Below are 17030 nucleotides of genomic sequence, written 5' to 3' on the forward strand. Positions count from 1 at the left end.
CAGGCAACGGCATCATGACGGTTATGCGTCTGCTCCTCGCCACCTGGATCCTCACCCGAGCGGCGCTGCTGCTCTGCGTCTTCAAGGTGTTCACGGTGCCGGGCCCGGACGTCACGAGTGATGTCTCCGTGATCTACCACGGCTGGTACGAGGTGCTCCGCGCCGGTTCGTATCCGCTGGCCGACGTCACCTGGCAGTACCCGCCCGCCGCCGCGCTGGCCGTGCTCTCCCCGGCGCTGCTGCCCTTCCTGGAGTACGCGTCCGCCTTCTTCGTCCTCGTACTGGCGTGCGATGCCCTGGTGCTTCTGCTCCTGCTGTACGCGTCCGGCCGCCCAGGTACCCGGGCGGCGGGCGCCTGGGTGTGGGTGGCGGGTGTGCCGCTGCTCGGGCCGACGGTGTACGCGCGGTACGACCTGATGGTGACGGCGGTCGCGGTGGCGGCGCTGCTGGCCGGGGTGCGCCACCCGCGGGTCCTGGGGGCGCTGGCGGCGTTCGGTGCGCTGATGAAGGTGTGGCCGGTCCTGCTGCTGGCGGGTACGGCACGGGGGCGGGCCACGCGGCTCTCCTGGTCGGCCGCGGCGGTGACGGCCGGCGGGCTCCTCCTGGCGGCCGCCGCGGCTCTGCCCGGCGCGTTCGCGTTCCTGACGTTCCAGCGGGACCGGGGGCTGGAGGTCGAGTCGCTGGGGGCGCTGGTCTTCCATCTGGCGCGGCAGTTCGGCTGGGAGGGCCGGGTGGAACTGCGGTACGGCTCGATGGAGTTCGCCGGTGCCCACGTCGGGCCGGTGAGCACGCTGGCGCTGGGGCTGAGCGTCCTGGCCCTCGGCTGGCTGCTGGTGTGGCGGCTGAGGGCCCGCACGTTCGCGGTGCACACCCCGGCGGACGCGGCGTTCACGGCGGTGCTGCTGTTCACCACGACCAGCCGTGTCATCAGCCCGCAGTACATGGTGTGGCTGGTCGGTCTGGCCTCGGTGTGCCTGGTGTTCCGCGGCAGCAGGATGGCACCGCCGGCGTGCCTGGTCCTGGTGGCCACCGGCGTGACCCTTCTGGAGTTCCCGCTGGGGTTCGCGCATGTCGTGGCCAGCGACGCGGAGGGCGTGGCGCTCCTCGTCGTACGCAACGGCCTGCTCCTCGCGGCGACGCTGAGCGCCGCGCGGCGGCTGTGGCGCGAGACGGTACCGGGGGTGCGGACCGGGCGCGAGGGACGGTTCAGCCGAGCCGCTCGCGCAGATACTCCCGCCAGCGCACCGTGAAGTCCTCCGGAGTCGTCCCGAGCTCCGTCCGCATGGCCTGTTCCACCGCCCCGTCCCGCCCGGAACGGGCCCCGACGGCCTTGTAGAAGGCGATCAGCTTCTCCTCGCCCCAGTCCTGCGCGATCAGCTCGCAGGCCAGCCAGCCGCCCTCGTACGCCTTCGCGAGGGTGGCCGCGTCCCCGCCGAAGCCGAAGTCCTCGTCCACCGGCAGCCCGGCGGGCAGCTCGGCGCGGCGGACCGCGCCGGCCAGCTCGGGTGCGATCTCCTCGGCGGTGCGGCTCTCCTGGAGGTAGGCGGCCCGGTCGGCGAAGCCCTCGGAGAGCCATACCGGTGTGGCCGCGGAGGTGTGCGCCCTGGTGGCCACGTGGGCCGTCTCGTGGGTGAGGACGACCCGCTGACCGAACTCGCCGAGCATTCCGTACGCCTGCGGGTTGACGATCACCCGGTCCGCGGGTGCCCGGCCCGTGCCGCCGACCTCACCGGTGGTGACGGCCGCTATGCCGCGGTAGCTCGCCACGGGTGAGCCGAGGAGGCCCGCCATGTCCTCCACGGAGTCCGGTACGAGCACGACCACGCGCTCCGCCCAGGGCTCCGGCCAGACGGCGGAGACGGCCGGCACGGCACGGTCCGCGGTGTCCGCGATCCGGCGCAGCTCCCCCTCGCGGCGGCCGACACCGAGGACGAGGCTGTGCGTGCCGCGGACGACCTGGACGTCGCCCTGCTGCCACAGCAGCCCCGGAGCGTCCTTGCCGGCCCGATCGGCGGCGATGTACCAGGGCCCGTCCTCGCCGCGGCGTACCAGCTCCACCGTGCGGGCCGAGGACATCGGGGCCTTGTCGTAGCCCTTGAACCGGTAGCGCAGCTCGACGTCGGCGGTGACCCGGTCGGAACCCTTCCCGGTCACGTCCTTCACCTTGTACGCCCAGGACTCCAGGGGTACGTCGGCCATGCTCTCCAGCTCGGTGCGCTGGGCCGCCCGGAACGACGTGGCCCGCGGGTCGAGCGAGGCCAGGTAGGCGTCGGTGTCGTGCCCCATCACCGCGGCGGCCCTGCGGTCCAGGGTGGCGCCGACGTCCTCGGCGGTGAGGCCGGCCGCGGAGTCCTGCGGCGCGGAGCAGGCGGCCGCGAGGAGCAGCCCGGCGAGCACGGCGCCCGCCGTGCTCCGTGTGCGGGTGCACCCCCGCCGCGCGTTCCGCGTCCGAACAGCCATCCAGCCGATCGTACGGTCAGACGCGGGTCACCGAGGAGACGGGCATCATGCCGACGGGGTCGTAGCGCACCGGGGCACCGGGGTACGGGGCGTGGATGACCTGGCCGTTCCCCGCGTACATCCCGATGTGGCTCGCGTCGGCGCGGTAGGCGACGAGGTCCCCGGGCCTGGCCTCCGCGAGCGGCACCATGCGGCCCGCGTGCCGCTGGGCCTGCGAGGTCCGCGGCAGGCTGACCCCGGCCTGGGCGTACGCCCACTTCATCAGACCGGAGCAGTCGAACGCGGACGGGCCGTCGGCGCCCCACACGTACGGGCTGCCGAGCGCCTGCCGGGCCGCCATGAGGGCCGCCAGGGCGCGCGGGGAGGCGGTACCGGAAGCGGGAAACGCCTCCTGCCCGGCGGACCGCGAGGCGCGGCCGAGGCTCTCGCGGTCCTCGGCGGGCAGCGAGTGCAGCAGTTGCCGGGCCCGGGCCAGCTTGCCCTCGACGGTGCGCTTGTGCCGGGTGACGGCCGCCCGGTTGCGCTCCAGCCCGGCGAGGGCGCCGGTGGCCTCGGCACGGGTCTGGGCGATCCTGCGCTGGGCCTGCTGGAGCTTGTGGAGCAGGACGGCCCTGCGGTCGCCCAGCCGGTCCAGGGCGGCGGCCCGGTCCAGGAAGGTGTCCGGGTCCGAGGAGAGCAGCAGCGCGAGCGAGGGGTCGATGCCGCCCGAGCGGTACTCCGCGCCCGCCATGGAGCCGAGGGCGGTCCGCATCCGGTTGATGCCCTCCTGGGCGCGGGCCGCCGCGTCCTGGGCCCTGTCCACCTCTCCGCGCAGCAGGCCGACGTTCTCCCGGGCCTTGTTGAAGTGCTCGGTGGCGCGCTCGGCCTCCCCGTACAGCCGGTCGACCCTGGCCTTCGTGCTCTCCCGCGTGTCCTGCGGTTCGGCGCCCGCCGGGGCTGCGCCGAGGGTGGCCGCCGCGGTGGCCGCGGCGGCCGACAGGACGGTGGCCCCGATGCCCCTGGCGGGGCCGGGCCGGGTGGGACGGCGATGCGACACCACAGGAAGCCGCACTCCCTTCCGCTGTACGCAGATGTGCGCAGCCCCTGCCGCCCTGGAGGGCGGACCGACGACCGGGAGCTGCACGGCAGCGCAGACAGTAACCGGCCGACCACGGAGCGGCCAAAGGCCACGCCGGGCCCGGGAAGGGGGCAAACAGCGCCGCCCCGCCGGTGACCTGTCGGTCTCCGGCGGGGCGGGGCTCAGCGAAGGGTGCGGCGATTCGCCCGTTCGGGCGTCAGATCCGCACGCCGAACTGGAAGGTGCCCATGTAGTCCATCGACTCGTAGCGGACCACGGTGCCCGGCTTCGGGGCGTGCAGGATCTGGTTGTTGCCCGCGTACAGGCCCACGTGCGAGGTGTTGTTGAAGAAGACCAGGTCGCCCGGCTTCAGGGCGCTGCGGCCGATCCGGACACCGTCGTTGATCTGGGTGTACGTGGTGCGGGTGATCTGGACGCCGGCCTGGGCGTAGGCCCACTGGGTCAGACCCGAGCAGTCGAACGAGTTCGGGCCGGTGCCGCCGGAGACGTACGGCTTGCCCTGCTGCGTGGCGGCGGCCCGGAGGGCGGCACCGCCGAGAGCCGACGCGGGGACCTCGTTGCCGAGGTTGACACGCTCACCGGCGGCGCGGCTGGCGCGCTGGTCGTCCGCGGCCATCTTGGCCCGCTCGGCGGCGGTGAGGGTGTTCAGGAGCTCCCGGGCGTCGGCGAGCTTGCCCTGGAACTTCTTCTTGTTCTCACCCAGCGTCTTGCGGACGTCGGCGAGGTCGCCGAGCTTCGCCTGCGCTTCCTTGCGCTGCTGCGCGAGGGTGCGCTGCTTGGACTGGATCTTCTGCAGCGACTCGGTCTGCTTGGCCGTCAGCTGGTCGAGCGCCGAAGCCTGGTCGAGGAAGGTGTCCGGGTCCGAGGCGAGGAAGAGCTGGACGGACGGGTCGATCCCACCGGAGCGGTACTGCGCGGTGGCGAGCGAACCGAGCTCGCCGCGCATGGTGTTGACCTCGTCCTGGCCGCGGGCGACCTTGTCCTGGATCGCGTCGACCTGCTTCTTGAGCTTGTCCTGCTGCTCCTTGGCCCCGTTGTACTTCTCGGTGGCGGCCTCGGCCTCGTGGTAGAGCTTGTCGACCTTCGCCTTGACCTCGTTCTTGGTCGGCTTGGGATCGGCGTGCGCAGCCTGGGAAGTGAGGGCCACGGCCGCAGCGGCGGTCGCGGTGAGCACGGTCACGCGGGTGCGGCTCGGCTGCTTGGGACGACGGTGGGACGCCACGAAGGCGAGCTCCTTCTTCCTCGAGCCGCCTACCGGGCTGTGGGGGACTGAATCCCCGGCTCCGTGCACGTCACGGACTCGGCGGTTCCTTCGCTGTCACCCCTGGTGGGTGATCAACCGTGCGAAGGTTCGAGGCCTGACCCTAGTGACCATCCTGTGATCAGTTCAAATCCTCACAAGAAAAATCTCGTCACACCAGGCACTTCTTTACTTTCATCACACCGCGTGTAGTGGCGACTTGACGGTACGTTCCCAAAATTCCGGCAAGTCACACATGCGGCACATGACGAACTAGACGCGCGAAAGGCGCTTCAGGAGCAATGCGGACGCGACAGGCCGGGCGCCCGCCTTCGCCACCCCGTCGGCCACTTCCCGGTCGGTGGACACCACCACGACGGGTCTGCCCGGCGGTTCCGCGCGGGCCAGCTGCCTGATCAGCTCGTCGGCCGTCACGCCCGCCTTGCTGAACAGCACACGCACTCCGCGCGGCGGTGCGAGCAGGACGGGTGCGGCCAGTTCGGCCCCGTCGAAGACACAGGTCATCTCGGCGCCCGTCTGTGCGGCGAGGACCGAGAGGCCGCCCAGGAGCCGCAACCGCTGCTTCTCCAGCGGCATCTGCGGATAGCCGGTCTTCGTGACGTTGTAGCCGTCCACGATCAGATGCGCCTGCGGCAGCGCGAGCAGCTGGTCGAGCAACGCCGGATCCGTCTCCGAAAGGGCCCTGGCCGCAATGTCCTTCGGGGACATCCGGCCCGGCTCCACCGCCTCGACACTGTCGGCCGGGCGGATCGACGAGGGCGGCAGCGCCAGTTCACGGCGGAGTCCCTGAGCGGCGTCGAGCACGGTGTCCAGGAGCAGCCGCAGCCGCATGTCCTCGACGGAACGCCCTTCCCTGGCCGCTCTGCGGCTCGCCTCGACAGAGGTCTCCGCCTCGGCCAGGCGCGCCTTCAGCCGCCGGGACTCACTCTCGGCGGCGGACACCTGGGCGGCGGCCTCGGCGCGCACGGTGTCCGCCTCCGCGCTGCCCTTGCGCAGGGCCGCCTCGCCGCGCTTCACCTCGCTGAGGGCGCTGCGCAGTTTGCGCTGCAGGGATTCCGCTTCCTTGCGGGCCGCGTCCAGTTCCGAACGCAGCCGCTCGGTCTCGTTCCTGGTGTGGCTGCGGGCGTGGGCGAGCTCCTCGCGCAGCCTCTCCAGCTCGCGCCGGGTCTCCTCGTCCACCCGCTCGGCGTCGGCCCGCTGCACCTCTTCGCCCGCCGCGGCCACCAGCTTGACCCAGCCGGCCGGCCGCAGCACGTACGCCGCGGCGGCCACGTCGACCGGATCGGCGGCCGCGGGCGGCGCGCCGGACTCCAGCGCGGCGGCCAGCTCCGGCTGGCCCTGGCCGATCCGCTCACCGATGCGCCGGCGGAAGACCGGGTCGCTCTCGAGGGCGGCCGCCATGGCGTTGCCCGCGAACTTGGCGCGCCTGCTCGGGGTGAAGCGGGCGTACTGCCTGAGCTGAGGGGGAAGTTCGCCGACGGTCAGGCCGCCGAACGCGTCGGAGACGAGCGCCACGACCTTGCGGCGCACGCCCTCGGGCAGCGGACGGTCGAGCGACTCCGCGGCGCCGTCGGCCGCGTCGGCCGGTCCGGCGCCGCCTGTCGGCTGCTCCACCATCCATCACCCCAATATGTCTGTCCGCACGGCCCCGTCAGGAGTCGGCACCCGGCCTGTCGACCAGCTCGATCTGGTCCACCGCGTTGCACCAACGACAGCGCACCGACTCGATGGTCTCACTGACCACCTCCCGCTCCTCGACACTCGACTCCCCGGCCAGGTCGAGGTGGACGTACTCCACGACCTTGGAGGAGCGCGTCACATCGAAGCGGGTGAGATTGCCGCAGAGCGTGCAGCGCCAGCGGGTCCCGTCGGTCGGCGTGGGAACCGTCGTCATCGTTGCGTCCTCTTTCGTCGAGCTCGTACTGCCCAGGTCTTCGATCTCGCGGTGCGCCGTCGAACTGCGAATGTCCTGCGGTAACCCTACGGCCTCGCGTTTACCCGGTGGCACGGCGAGGCGATCTGTCACGTTCTCCGCCGGTGCGTCATGCTCTGTACGTGATCGATGGGCGGGATGCCGGGTGGCGTGAGCGGGCGAGGGAGTTCGCGGCCTCGGCGGGCGGCGCACCGGTCACCTACGGGCTCATCGCCGTCTGTTCCGCCGTGTTCCTGATCAGCCCGCTCTCCGGGTTCAACCCGGCGTACGGCACCGCGGACGCCCTGCTCGCCGCGCAGGCCGGGTACTTCGAGCGGTGGGGCGTGATCCCCAGTGAACTCCTGGACGGCTCCGCGCACGCGGCCCTCACCCCGCTGACCGCCCTCTTCGTGCACGGGAGCTGGCTGCACCTGCTGGGCAACATGCTGTTCCTGTACGTGTTCGGGGCGATGGCCGAGGAACGCATGGGCCGGGCCGAGTTCGTCTTCTTCTACGTCTGCTGCGGCTATCTGGCCCTGGTCGTCTACGCGGTCGCGCACTCCGGATCCGACCAGACCCTGGTGGGCGCGTCGGGGGCGATCTCGGCGGTGCTCGGCGCGTTCCTGTACCTCTTTCCACGGGCCCGGGTCACCAGCCTCTTCCCGTTCCTCTTCTTCCTGCCCCTGCGCTTCCCGGCCTGGATCGTGCTCGTCTTCTGGTTCGCGCTGCAGTGGCTGGCGGCGCAGGGCGCGGGCAGCGGCCCCGGCGTGGCCTACCTCGCCCATGTCGCGGGCTTCGCGGCCGGGTTCCTCTACGCCTGGGGGCGCTACCGGGGTGGGGCTAGAGTGAAGTCTCCAGCCACGGCCACCGAGGGAGAAAGCCAGCCGTGATCACCGCGATCGTGCTCATCAAAACCAGCGTGGACCGGATTCCCGAGATCGCCGAGGCCGTCGCCGCGCTGGACAGCGTCAGCGAGGTCTTCTCGGTCACCGGTACGTACGACCTGATCGCCATGGTCCGGGTGGCCAGGCACGACGATCTGGCGGATGTCATTCCGGGCCGGATCAGCAAGATCCCCGGTGTCGAGGGCACCGACACACACGTGGCGTTCCGGACGTACTCGCAGCACGACCTCGAGGCGGCCTTCGCCATCGGTCTCGACGCGTAGGACGGACGGCGCGTACGGCTTCGGCCGGGGACGGGGCAGTTGCCTCCCGTCCCCGGCCGAAGTCGTACGCGGCCCGGTCAGACCTGCGCCGCACCCCTGTCCGGGACGCAGCGGCCGTCCTCGGTGCGGTAGGTCCACCGGGCACCCGCGCCCACCAGCTCGCGGACCGCGCCCAGGAACCGCTCGATGTGCTCGTCCGGCGTACCGGCCCCGAAGCTCACCCGGATGGCGTTGAGGGACCGCTCGCCCGGCTCGGCCTCCGGGGCACCGCACTCGCCCGGGTCCTGCGGCTCACTGCCCAGCAGGGTCCGTACGAGCGGGTGGGCGCAGAACAGGCCGTCGCGGACCCCGATGCCGTACTCCGCGGAGAGCGCCGCGGCGAAGTGCGAGCTGTTCCAGCCCTCCACCACGAAGGAGATGACTCCGACCCTCGGGGCGTCGTCGCCGAACAGGGAGAGCACCTTGACCGCGGGGACCTCGGCCAGGCCTTCACGGACCCGGGTGACGAGCTGCTGCTCACGCGCGACGAGCTGGTCGAACCCGGCCTCGGTCAGGGCCTTGCAGGCCGCCGCGATGGAGTAGACGCCGATCACGTTGGGCGATCCGGCCTCGTGCCGGGCCGCCGTGGTGTGCCACTCCACGTCCACGCCGCCGTCGGCGCGCCGGGCGACCTTGCGGGAGGCGCCGCCGCCCGCGAGGTACGGCTCCGCGTCCCGCAGCCAGTCGGCCCGGCCCGCGAGGACGCCCGAGCCGAACGGCGCGTACAGCTTGTGCCCGGAGAAGGCGACCCAGTCGACGTCCAGCTCCGCGATGTCCACCGGGTGGTGGGGGGCCAGCTGCGCGGCGTCGAGGACGATCCGGGCACCGTGCGCATGGGCGGCGGCGGCCAGTTCCTTCACCGGCCACAGTTCGCCGGTGACGTTCGACGCGCCGGTGACGCAGACCAGTGCGGGCCCGTAGGGGTCGCGGTCGGCCAGCGCACGCTCCAGCGTCACGACGGCCTCGGCGGGGGTCCTGGGGGCGTCGAGGCAGGTCACCCGGGCGTCGCGCCAGGGCAGCAGCGAGGCGTGGTGCTCGGTCTCGAACACGAACACCTGGCAGTGGGCGGGGAGTGCGGCGGCCAGCAGGTTGAGGGAGTCCGTCGTCGAGCGGGTGAAGACCACCTGGTCCTCGGCACGGCAGCCGAGGAACTCCGCGACGGTGACGCGGCTGCTCTCGAAGAGGTCCGTGGAGAGCTGCGAGAGGTAGCCGGCGCCGCGGTGCACGCTGCCGTAGTACGGGGCGTAGGCGGCCACGTCGTCCCACACCCGCTGCAGGGCCGGGGCGCTCGCCGCGTAGTCGAGGGCGGCATAGGTGACTTCGCCGCCCGTAACCAGCGGAACGGTGACATCCGCCCCCAGGACCGGCAGCGGGGCACAAATGGACTGGTCGGCGGCAGCGGTGGAGACAGACATGGCGAACTCCCGTAACAGGCAGGCGAAATCCCGGCGCCGGCAGATACGCGGCAGCGCAGGGAAAAGAGAAAAGGGTGCGCGGAGAAGGGCGTTGAGCCCTATCGCATTCGCTTGCTCACAAGAGGCTCCCTGGGGACCAGGACCCCGGGGGATGGCATTCACAGATGCCTAGGGGCCCGCGCTTGCCACAGACCTCGCTGCCTGCGGCCTGGTCTTCACCCGGGGCACCCCGCCACGGACGGAGGGTTGCCGGACAGCGAGCCGGGGCTTATTCGCTGTCACTCATGACCTGCGCAGCATCTTGCCATACGTGGCCACATGCGCAAGGGCGCAGTCCGCGATCCGGACTGCGCCCCGCCTCACCCTGCCTGGCCTCAGGCGTTGCTGGCAGCCACCCAGCGCTCCAGCGCGCGCTTGGCGGCACCCGAGTCGATCGATTCCGCGGCCCGCGCGATCCCGGCCGCGATCTGCTCGTTCAGCGTGCCCTCGCCCGGGTCGAGCGCGACCAGCGCGGCGGCGGAGTTGAGGAGCACCGCCTCGCGTACGGGACCTGTCTCCCCGTCCAGCATCCGCCGGGCGACGTCCGCGTTGAACGAGGCGTCGGCACCGCGCAGCGCCGAGACCGGTACCAGCTCCAGGCCGACGTCCCGCGGGTCGAAGGCCTCTTCGCGCACGGCGCCGTCCCGGACGATCCAGACCCGGGAGGTCGCCGTGGTGGTCAGCTCGTCGAGGCCGTCGTCGCCCCGGAAGACCAGCGCCGAATTACCCCGGTCGGCGAGCACACCCGCGACGATGGGCGCCATCTTGAGGTCGGCGACGCCGACGGCCTGGGAGCGCACCTGGGCGGGGTTGGTGAGCGGGCCGAGGATGTTGAAGGTGGTCGGCGTGCCGAGCTCCTTGCGAGCCCTCGCCGCGTGCCGCAGGGCGGGGTGGAACTTCACCGCGAAGCAGAAGGTGATGCCCGCTTCCTCGGCGACCCGGACGACGCCCTGCGGGGTCAGCTCGAGGTTGACGCCGAGCTTCTCGAGCACGTCGGAGGCCCCGCTCGCCGAGGAGGAGGCGCGGTTGCCGTGCTTGACGACCTTGGCGCCGGTCCCGGCGACGACGATCGCCGACATGGTGGAGATGTTGACCGTCTTGGCCAGGTCGCCGCCGGTGCCCACGATGTCGACGGTGCGGCCGGGCACCTGGATGGTGTGGGCGTGCTCGTACATGGTGCGTACGAGTCCGGTGACCTCGTCGACGGTCTCGCCCTTGGCGCGCAGTGCGATCACGAAGCCGGCGATCTGTACGTCGGTGGCCTCGCCGCTCATGATGCGGTCCATGGCCCACGCGGTGTCCTCGGCCGTGAGGCTCTCGCCGCGCAGGAGGGGCATCAGCACGCCGGGCCAGGAACGGTCCGCCACGCTGTCGCCGCCGTCCGGGGTCACAACGTTCATGGTCCGCTCCTGGGGTCCACAGCCGATAAAGGGATCCCCCCACCCTATCCAGCCCCGGGGACAGCGAAGAGCCCCGTCCATCGAATGGACGGGGCTCCTGCTGTGGCGATCAGCTCAGGTGATCAGTGGTGGCCGTGGCCGCTGGTGATCTCCTTGTACTCCTCGGCGGAGGGCTTGGCGATCTGGCTCTGCTCGCCGTAGTAGCTCTTGCTGAGCTTGGCCCGCAGCTTCTGCAGCGCCGAAGGCTTGCGCTCGACACCGTTCTCGTCGACCGTCGGGCCGATCTCGACCGGCTTGTACTGCTCGTGCGCGGTGAGCGTGTGCAGCTGGCCCTGGCTGAGCGGCTCGTGGATCTCGACGAACTCACCGTGCGGCAGGCGCTTGATGGTGCCGGACTCGCGTCCGTGCAGCACCTTGTCCCTGTCGCGGCGCTGGAGGCCGAGGCAGATCCGCTTCGTCACGATGAACGCGATGACCGGGCCGACGAAGATGAAGATCCGGACGAACCACGAGATGGCGTTCAGCGACAGGTGGAAGTGCGTGGCCCACAGGTCGTTTCCACCACCGATGAAGACGATCACGTACTCCGTGATCCATGCGACACCGAAGGCCGTACGGGTCGGGGCGTTGCGCGGGCGGTCCAGGATGTGGTGCTCGCGCTTGTCCCCGGTGACCCAGGACTCGATGAACGGGTAGACCGCGATCGCCGCGAGCACCAGGCCGAAGGCCGTCAGCGGGATGAACACACCCAGGACGAGCGTGTGGCCCCACAGGTTGATCTCCCAGCCCGGCATCACTCGGATCAGACCCTCGGCGAAGCCCATGTACCAGTCGGGCTGGGCGCCGGTGGACACCTGGTCCGGGCGGTACGGGCCGAGTGCCCAGATCGGGTTGATCGAGGCGATGCCCGCGATGACGGTGATGACACCGAAGACGAGGAAGAAGAACCCTCCGGCCTTCGCCATGTACACCGGCAGCAGCGGCATGCCGACGACGTTCTTGTTGGTCTTGCCGGGACCCGCGAACTGCGTGTGCTTGTGGTAGAAGACCAGGATCAGGTGGGCCACGACCAGGCCGAGCATGATGCCCGGCAGCAGCAGGATGTGGATCGAGTAGAACCGGGCCACGAAGTCGCCGCCGGGGAACTCCCCGCCGAACAGGAACATCGAGAGGTACGTACCGACGATCGGCGTCGCCAGGATGGCGCCCTGGGTGAAGCGGACACCCGTACCGGAGAGCAGGTCGTCCGGGAGCGAGTAGCCGGTGAACCCGGTGAACATGCCCAGGACGAACAGCAGGAAGCCGAACATCCAGTTGATCTCACGGGGCTTGCGGAACGCACCCGTGAAGAAGACGCGCATCATGTGCACGAACATGCCGGCCAGGAAGATCAGCGCGGCCCAGTGGTGGATCTGCCGTACGAGCAGACCACCGCGGACGTCGAAGCTGATGTCCAGCGTCGAGGCGTAGGCCTCGGACATCCGGATGCCCTGCATCGGCTCGTACGAGCCGTGGTACACGACCTCGTTCATGCTCGGGTGGAAGAACAGCGTCAGATACACACCCGTGAGGATGATGATGATGAAGCTGTAGAGGCAGATCTCACCGAGCATGAAGGACCAGTGGTCCGGGAAGATCTTGCGCATGTTGGCCTTGGCCAGGCCGTAGATGCCCAGCCGGCCGTCCGCCCAGTCGGCTACCCGCTCACCGGCGGGCGCCTTGCGCTTTGAATCCGTCGCAGTAGTCATCCGCGCTCCCAGAAGGCAGGACCGACGGGCTCTTCGAAGTCGCCGAGCGCCTCGAGGTTGCCCTCGCTGTTCACACCGATCCGCAGCTGCGGAAGGGCGTGACCGGCCGGACCGAAGATGACGCGGGCGCCGTCGGAGAGGTCGAAGGTGGACTGGTGGCACGGGCAGAGCACGTGGTGCGTCTGCTGCTCGTACAGGCTGATCGGGCAGCCGACGTGGGTACAGATCTTGGAGAAGGCCACGATTCCCTCGTGGGCCCACTCACGCTCGCGCTTGTCCTTGATGTTGTCCGGCTCGATGCGGATGATCATCAGGGCGGCCTTGGCGATCTGCGTCTGGAAGTCGTGCGCGTCCTCCTCCAGGCCCTCGGGCATGGCGAAGGTCAGCGAACCGACGACGACGTCCTCGGGACGAAGCGGCTCCATCGTGTTCATGTTGATGAGCTGCTTGCCCTTGGCCCACAGGGTCACGCGGAGCTTCTTCTCCGGCAGCGGGCCGAGGTCGCGCAGCAGCATGACGCCGGAGAGCGGCACCAGGGCCAGCGCGCCGAACATGGTGTTGCGGATCAGCTTGCGCCGCCCGATCGCCGACTCCGCGGCACCGTCCGCGAAGTCGGCGAGAACCTTCGCCTTGACCTCGGGCTCGGCCTCGATGGCGTGCCGGTCGTCGGCGACCTCCACGTCGGACATCAGGGTGCGCGCCCAGTGGACGGCCCCCGCTCCGATGCAGAAGAGCGCCACGCCCAGGGTCAGGCCCAGGGAGAAGTTGAGCGAGCTCACGTGCCCGAACGGCCAGATGTAGACGATCTGGTCGACCGGGAAGATGACGTAGGAGGCGATGAACGCCACCGTCGCCAGCATGGACAGCGTGAACATGAAGGCGACGGCTCGCTCGGAGCGGCGCGCGGCACGTTCGTCGATGTCCTGGATGCGCGGCCGGTGGGCCGGCAGCCCGGGGTCGGCGAACGGATCGCCGGCACCCTCTACCGCGCCGTGCGCGGTGTCCTGCTCTGCGGGCAGGACCTCTTCTGGAATCTCTTGGCTACTCATGACTTCTTGGCCTTAGCGGTGTGGGCCGCGACCCAAACGGCAATTGCGACGAGGGCGCCGAGCCCGAAGACCCACGCGAACAGACCTTCACTGACCGGTCCGAGACCACCGAGGCTGAGGCCGCCTGGGGTTTCGGCATCATCGCCGTTGACGGTCTTGATGTACGCGATGATGTCCTTCTTCTCCTGCTCCGGCATGGTGCTGTCGGGGAAGGACGGCATGCTCTGCGGGCCGGTCTGCATGGCCTGGTAGATGTGCTTCGGGCTCACGCCTTCGAGGTTCGGGGCGTACTTGCCGTGTGTCAGCGCGCCGCCCTCACCTGTGAAGTTGTGGCACTGCGCGCAGTTCGTACGGAACAGGTCGCCGCCCTTGGCCACGTCGGCGCCCGCGGGGTCGACCTGGCTGTCGGTCGGGGTGATCGGACCGGCGCCCAGGGACGCGACGTACGCCGCGAGCTGGTCGATCTCGGCCTGGGAGTAGATGACCGGCTTCTTCGGTACCTGGGCACCCGGCTGCTGGGCCGGCATACGTCCGGTACCGACCTGGAAGTCGACGGCGGCGGAGCCGACGCCCACGAGGGACGGCCCGTCGGAGGTGCCCTGACCGCCGGTTCCGTGGCAGCTGGCGCAGCCTACGGAGTAGAGCTTCTTGCCCTCGTCGATGGCGAGGGACTGGGCGGTTTCGTCGGCCTGCGCCTTACCCGCAGGCGCAAACGCGGCGTACAGCCCCCCGGTAGCCGCCAGCGCGAGGAGTAGTACGACGACCGCCGCCAGCGGATGGCGTCGTCGTGCGGAGAGCTTTTTCACGGATTACCCCGGTGTCAGGATCTTCTGCGTCGATGGTGGGTGGGTGCGAGCCCGGTTACTTGATCATGTAGATCGTGGCGAACAGGCCGATCCAGACGACATCGACGAAGTGCCAGTAGTAGGACACGACGATGGCGGCGGTGGCCTGCTCGTGGGTGAATCTCGAGGCCGCGTATGTCCTGCCGAGTACGAGCAGGAAGGCGATGAGACCGCCTGTCACATGCAGACCGTGGAAGCCGGTCGTCAGGTAGAACACCGAGCCGTACGGGTCGGAGGACAGGGAGAGACCCGCCTCCTTGACCAGCTCGGTGTACTCGAGGACCTGGCCTCCGATGAAGATCGCACCCATCACGAACGTGATGATGAACCAGGTGCGGAGCTTCTTCACATCGCCCCGCTCCGCGGCGAATACGCCGAGCTGGCAGGTGAGAGAGGAAAGCACCAGGATCGTGGTGTTCGTCGCCGAGAACGGGAAGTTCAGATGGTGAGCCATCTCCTTCCAGTGAGCGGGTCCCATCACCGATCGCAGGGTGAAGTACATCGCGAAGAGGGCCGCGAAGAACATCAGCTCGGAACTCAACCAGATGATGGTTCCGACGCTGGTGAGGTTCGGCCGATTGACCGACGGGTGCGCGTGCCCGGTTTCTACTGTCGTTGCTGTCGCCACGACCGACATTATGTCGGTCGCTTATCCCGCCCTCACTCCGGGGGGTGCCGTTCGGTGTGTCAGTGGGGTGTGTCCTCACCGAACGGCCCAGCGAAACGCTGTCATTACCGGTGCTGACAGGCTGTCCGCCGGAGTACGATCCGCCCAACGGTTCATGCCCCGAGAGCTCAGAGCGCCCCGAAGACACGGATGTCACGGAGGAACAATGCAGCCGACCGCCACGGTCCTGGTCTACAGCGACGACGCCAACACCCGTGAGCAGGTGAGGCTGGCCGCGGGCCGCAGGCCTGCGGCCGACGTGCCTCAGGTGGAGTTCCTGGAGTGCGCGACCCTCCCGGCCGTCCTGAGCGCGCTGGACGGTGGCGGTGTCGACGTCTGCGTGCTGGACGGCGAGACGGCTCCGGCGGGCGGTATGGGCGTCTGCCGGCAGATCAAGGACGAGATCTTCGACTGCCCGCCGGTGCTCCTGCTGATCGGGCGCCCCCAGGACGCCTGGCTGGCCACGTGGAGCCGTGCCGACTCCGCGGTGACCCATCCGGTCGACCCGGTCGACTTCGCGGACGCCCTGGCCGCCCTGCTGCGCAACAGGCTCTCCGTGGAGGCCTGAGAGGGGCCACTGCCCTTCCCGGGGGTGAGGCACCCCCGGATCAGACCTGGGGGCGCAGCCGCGCCGCCTCGACGTCGGTGCCCGAGTCCGGTGTGCCGCCCCCGTGCAGCGCACTGCCCTTCCGCCAGGCGTCCCAGTCCAGGTTCCAGTCGCCGAAGCCGTTGTCGAACGGCGTCATCGTCTCGCCGTCGCTCCCGACGACCTTGACGATGTCGCCCTCACGTACGGTCTCGAAGAACCACTGGGCGTTGGCGGTGCTCATGCCCGTGCAGCCGTGGCTGACGTTGGCGCTGCCCTGTGAGCCGGTCGACCAGGGCGCCGCGTGGACGTACTCACCGCTCCAGGTGACGCGTGTCGCCCAGTAGACGGGCAGGTCGTACGACTCCGAGGAGCCGGCGGCGATGCCGATGCTCTCCCCGCGCATGCGTACGAACTGCTCCTTGGCCAGCACCACCTTGACGCCGTTGCGCGTGTCGAAGCCGGGCTTGCCCGTGGTGACCGGCAGGGTGTTGATCACCTCACCGTTGCGCAGCACGGTCATGGAGTGGTCGGAGGCGTCGGTGATCGCTTCTATGCGGTCGCCGGTGGTGAGCTTCAGCGGCTTCGCGGCGGCCCCGTAGAGGGCGTTGCTGACCTTGATGCCCTTGAGGTTGCTGCGGACGTCGATGGTGGCGGCGGAGGGCCAGTACTCCTTGGGCCGGTAGTGCAGGGTCTTGTCGTCGACCCAGTACCAGGAGCCCGTGACCGCGGGTGTGGACCGGACCTGCAGCCCGCGCTCCACGGTGGCCCTGGCCGCCTTGTCCTTGACCGGAGCGCTGAGTTCCGCCGTGAGGGGCTGTCCGACGCCGTAGGTGCCCGCCTGCGGGCCGAAGGCGACCTTGAGGAACTTCTTGGCCGAGGTCGTACCGAAGGCGTAGGTGCGGCTGCCAGGGGCCCCGTCCCCGTTCTCGGTGGAGACCTTGACGGTGTACCGGGTGCCGGCGGCGAGCGAGGTGGTGGAGTGCCACCGCCGTCCGTCGGCGGCGAGTTCGCCCGCCAGATGGCGGCCCTGCGTGTCGACGGCCGTCACATCGGTGATGCGTACGTCGTCATCCTTGACGGTGACTTCGAGGGGCTTGTCGGGGTCGGCCTTCTCGCCCTTGGAGGGGCCGTTGAAGGAGACCAGGTCGGCCGCGTCGTACGGCTTCAGCGACAACGGATGGCCATCGGGTTCGCCACAGGCGGTCGCACCTGCAACCAGGGTCACGACCAGCAGAGTGCAGCTCACTACGGTGCGGATGCGCGGCGTGTGGTTCATGAACCCACGCTAAGAAGATTCATCCGATCCAGCGCGTTCAGTGACTGCAAACGGGGGCCCGCCCCGCTCATTACTGAGCGGGGC

General features: G+C 70.0%; 16 protein-coding genes and 1 riboswitch. Of the genes, 4 read left to right on the forward strand and 12 right to left on the reverse strand.

Translation table 11 applies throughout. The annotated features are described in order from the left end of the window. Positions 1-23 precede the first annotated feature (23 nt). On the forward strand, positions 24-1250 hold the full coding sequence (locus tag ACFQ6X_RS32260; RefSeq protein ID WP_383186787.1) for a glycosyltransferase 87 family protein: 1227 nt from the start codon (positions 24-26) through the stop codon (positions 1248-1250). Here ACFQ6X_RS32260 and ACFQ6X_RS32265 read toward each other — a convergent pair. The 5 genes from ACFQ6X_RS32265 to ACFQ6X_RS32285 form a co-directional block, all read right to left on the reverse strand. Then, positions 1207-2460, reverse strand: a complete 1254-nt coding sequence (locus ACFQ6X_RS32265; protein ID WP_383186764.1) for a hypothetical protein — start codon at positions 2458-2460, stop codon at positions 1207-1209. The genes ACFQ6X_RS32260 and ACFQ6X_RS32265 overlap by 44 nt on opposite strands. Positions 2461-2476: 16 nt before the next feature. Beyond that, positions 2477-3499 carry a C40 family peptidase gene (locus ACFQ6X_RS32270; protein ID WP_383186766.1) on the reverse strand — a complete coding sequence of 341 codons (1023 nt, stop codon included), beginning with the start codon at positions 3497-3499 and terminating at the stop codon, positions 2477-2479. Positions 3500-3734: 235 nt separating this feature from the next. Beyond that, positions 3735-4760 carry an NlpC/P60 family protein gene (locus tag ACFQ6X_RS32275; RefSeq protein WP_383186768.1) on the reverse strand — a complete coding sequence of 342 codons (1026 nt, stop codon included), beginning with the start codon at positions 4758-4760 and terminating at the stop codon, positions 3735-3737. Between the two features lie 291 nt (positions 4761-5051). Then, positions 5052-6413, reverse strand: coding sequence for an NYN domain-containing protein (locus tag ACFQ6X_RS32280; RefSeq protein WP_383186770.1), 1362 nt, complete (start codon positions 6411-6413; stop codon positions 5052-5054). Between the two features lie 37 nt (positions 6414-6450). After that, positions 6451-6693, reverse strand: coding sequence for a hypothetical protein (locus ACFQ6X_RS32285; protein WP_329211905.1), 243 nt, complete (start codon positions 6691-6693; stop codon positions 6451-6453). Positions 6694-6854: 161 nt separating this feature from the next. On the opposite strand from ACFQ6X_RS32285, the gene ACFQ6X_RS32290 reads away from it, so the two are divergent. Continuing rightward, positions 6855-7601: a rhomboid family intramembrane serine protease gene (locus ACFQ6X_RS32290; RefSeq protein WP_383186772.1), complete on the forward strand. Its 747-nt coding sequence runs from the start codon at positions 6855-6857 to the stop codon at positions 7599-7601. Further along, positions 7598-7879, forward strand: coding sequence for an Lrp/AsnC ligand binding domain-containing protein (locus ACFQ6X_RS32295; RefSeq protein ID WP_329211901.1), 282 nt, complete (start codon positions 7598-7600; stop codon positions 7877-7879). The genes ACFQ6X_RS32290 and ACFQ6X_RS32295 overlap by 4 nt, the downstream gene beginning before the upstream one ends. A gap of 77 nt (positions 7880-7956) precedes the next feature. Here the strand turns inward: ACFQ6X_RS32295 and ACFQ6X_RS32300 are convergent, their stop codons facing one another. The 6 genes from ACFQ6X_RS32300 to ACFQ6X_RS32325 all read right to left on the reverse strand — a co-directional run bounded on the left by ACFQ6X_RS32300 (position 7957) and on the right by ACFQ6X_RS32325 (position 15051). Beyond that, complete coding sequence (locus ACFQ6X_RS32300) at positions 7957-9333, reverse strand: aminotransferase class V-fold PLP-dependent enzyme (RefSeq protein WP_383186774.1); 1377 nt, start codon at positions 9331-9333, stop codon at positions 7957-7959. Positions 9334-9506: 173 nt separating this feature from the next. After that, positions 9507-9623, reverse strand: a riboswitch (SAM riboswitch). A gap of 84 nt (positions 9624-9707) precedes the next feature. Next, entirely contained in the window at positions 9708-10772 is a 1065-nt protein-coding gene (gene trpD / locus ACFQ6X_RS32305) for an anthranilate phosphoribosyltransferase (RefSeq protein ID WP_383186776.1), read from the reverse strand. A gap of 122 nt (positions 10773-10894) precedes the next feature. Further along, positions 10895-12520: a ubiquinol-cytochrome c reductase cytochrome b subunit gene (locus ACFQ6X_RS32310; RefSeq protein ID WP_329211896.1), complete on the reverse strand. Its 1626-nt coding sequence runs from the start codon at positions 12518-12520 to the stop codon at positions 10895-10897. Continuing rightward, positions 12517-13569: a Rieske 2Fe-2S domain-containing protein gene (locus ACFQ6X_RS32315; RefSeq protein WP_383186777.1), complete on the reverse strand. Its 1053-nt coding sequence runs from the start codon at positions 13567-13569 to the stop codon at positions 12517-12519. The genes ACFQ6X_RS32310 and ACFQ6X_RS32315 overlap by 4 nt, the downstream gene beginning before the upstream one ends. Beyond that, positions 13566-14375: a c-type cytochrome gene (locus tag ACFQ6X_RS32320; RefSeq protein ID WP_383186779.1), complete on the reverse strand. Its 810-nt coding sequence runs from the start codon at positions 14373-14375 to the stop codon at positions 13566-13568. Before ACFQ6X_RS32320 ends, ACFQ6X_RS32315 begins: the two co-directional genes overlap by 4 nt. A 55-nt stretch (positions 14376-14430) precedes the next feature. After that, positions 14431-15051, reverse strand: coding sequence for a heme-copper oxidase subunit III (locus ACFQ6X_RS32325; RefSeq protein ID WP_329211890.1), 621 nt, complete (start codon positions 15049-15051; stop codon positions 14431-14433). A 196-nt stretch (positions 15052-15247) separates the two neighbouring features. Between ACFQ6X_RS32325 and ACFQ6X_RS32330 the strand changes: the two genes are divergently transcribed. Next, positions 15248-15649, forward strand: coding sequence for a hypothetical protein (locus tag ACFQ6X_RS32330; RefSeq protein ID WP_383186781.1), 402 nt, complete (start codon positions 15248-15250; stop codon positions 15647-15649). Between the two features lie 40 nt (positions 15650-15689). On the opposite strand, the gene ACFQ6X_RS32335 is transcribed toward ACFQ6X_RS32330, so the two are convergent. After that, the gene (locus ACFQ6X_RS32335) at positions 15690-16946 is read right to left on the reverse strand and encodes an Ig-like domain-containing protein (RefSeq protein ID WP_383186783.1); all 1257 of its coding nucleotides are present in this window, start codon (positions 16944-16946) and stop codon (positions 15690-15692) included. Between the last annotated feature and the right edge of the window lie 84 nt (positions 16947-17030).

It is taken from the genome of Streptomyces sp. NPDC056452 (assembly GCF_042796085.1).
In the GTDB taxonomy this organism is placed as follows: domain Bacteria; phylum Actinomycetota; class Actinomycetes; order Streptomycetales; family Streptomycetaceae; genus Streptomyces.

What these genes read in the sequence shown, in the direction of transcription:
- ACFQ6X_RS32260 (WP_383186787.1), top strand. Translation starts at nt 24, where the DNA reads ATGCGTCTGCTCCTCGCCACCTGGATCCTCACCCGAGCGGCGCTGCTG.
- ACFQ6X_RS32265 (WP_383186764.1), bottom strand. Translation starts at nt 2,460, where the DNA reads ATGGCTGTTCGGACGCGGAACGCGCGGCGGGGGTGCACCCGCACACGG.
- ACFQ6X_RS32285 (WP_329211905.1), bottom strand. Translation starts at nt 6,693, where the DNA reads ATGACGACGGTTCCCACGCCGACCGACGGGACCCGCTGGCGCTGCACG.
- ACFQ6X_RS32300 (WP_383186774.1), bottom strand. Translation starts at nt 9,333, where the DNA reads ATGTCTGTCTCCACCGCTGCCGCCGACCAGTCCATTTGTGCCCCGCTG.
- trpD (WP_383186776.1), bottom strand. Translation starts at nt 10,772, where the DNA reads ATGAACGTTGTGACCCCGGACGGCGGCGACAGCGTGGCGGACCGTTCC.
- ACFQ6X_RS32310 (WP_329211896.1), bottom strand. Translation starts at nt 12,520, where the DNA reads ATGACTACTGCGACGGATTCAAAGCGCAAGGCGCCCGCCGGTGAGCGG.
- ACFQ6X_RS32315 (WP_383186777.1), bottom strand. Translation starts at nt 13,569, where the DNA reads ATGAGTAGCCAAGAGATTCCAGAAGAGGTCCTGCCCGCAGAGCAGGAC.
- ACFQ6X_RS32325 (WP_329211890.1), bottom strand. Translation starts at nt 15,051, where the DNA reads ATGTCGGTCGTGGCGACAGCAACGACAGTAGAAACCGGGCACGCGCAC.
- ACFQ6X_RS32330 (WP_383186781.1), top strand. Translation starts at nt 15,248, where the DNA reads ATGCAGCCGACCGCCACGGTCCTGGTCTACAGCGACGACGCCAACACC.
- ACFQ6X_RS32335 (WP_383186783.1), bottom strand. Translation starts at nt 16,946, where the DNA reads ATGAACCACACGCCGCGCATCCGCACCGTAGTGAGCTGCACTCTGCTG.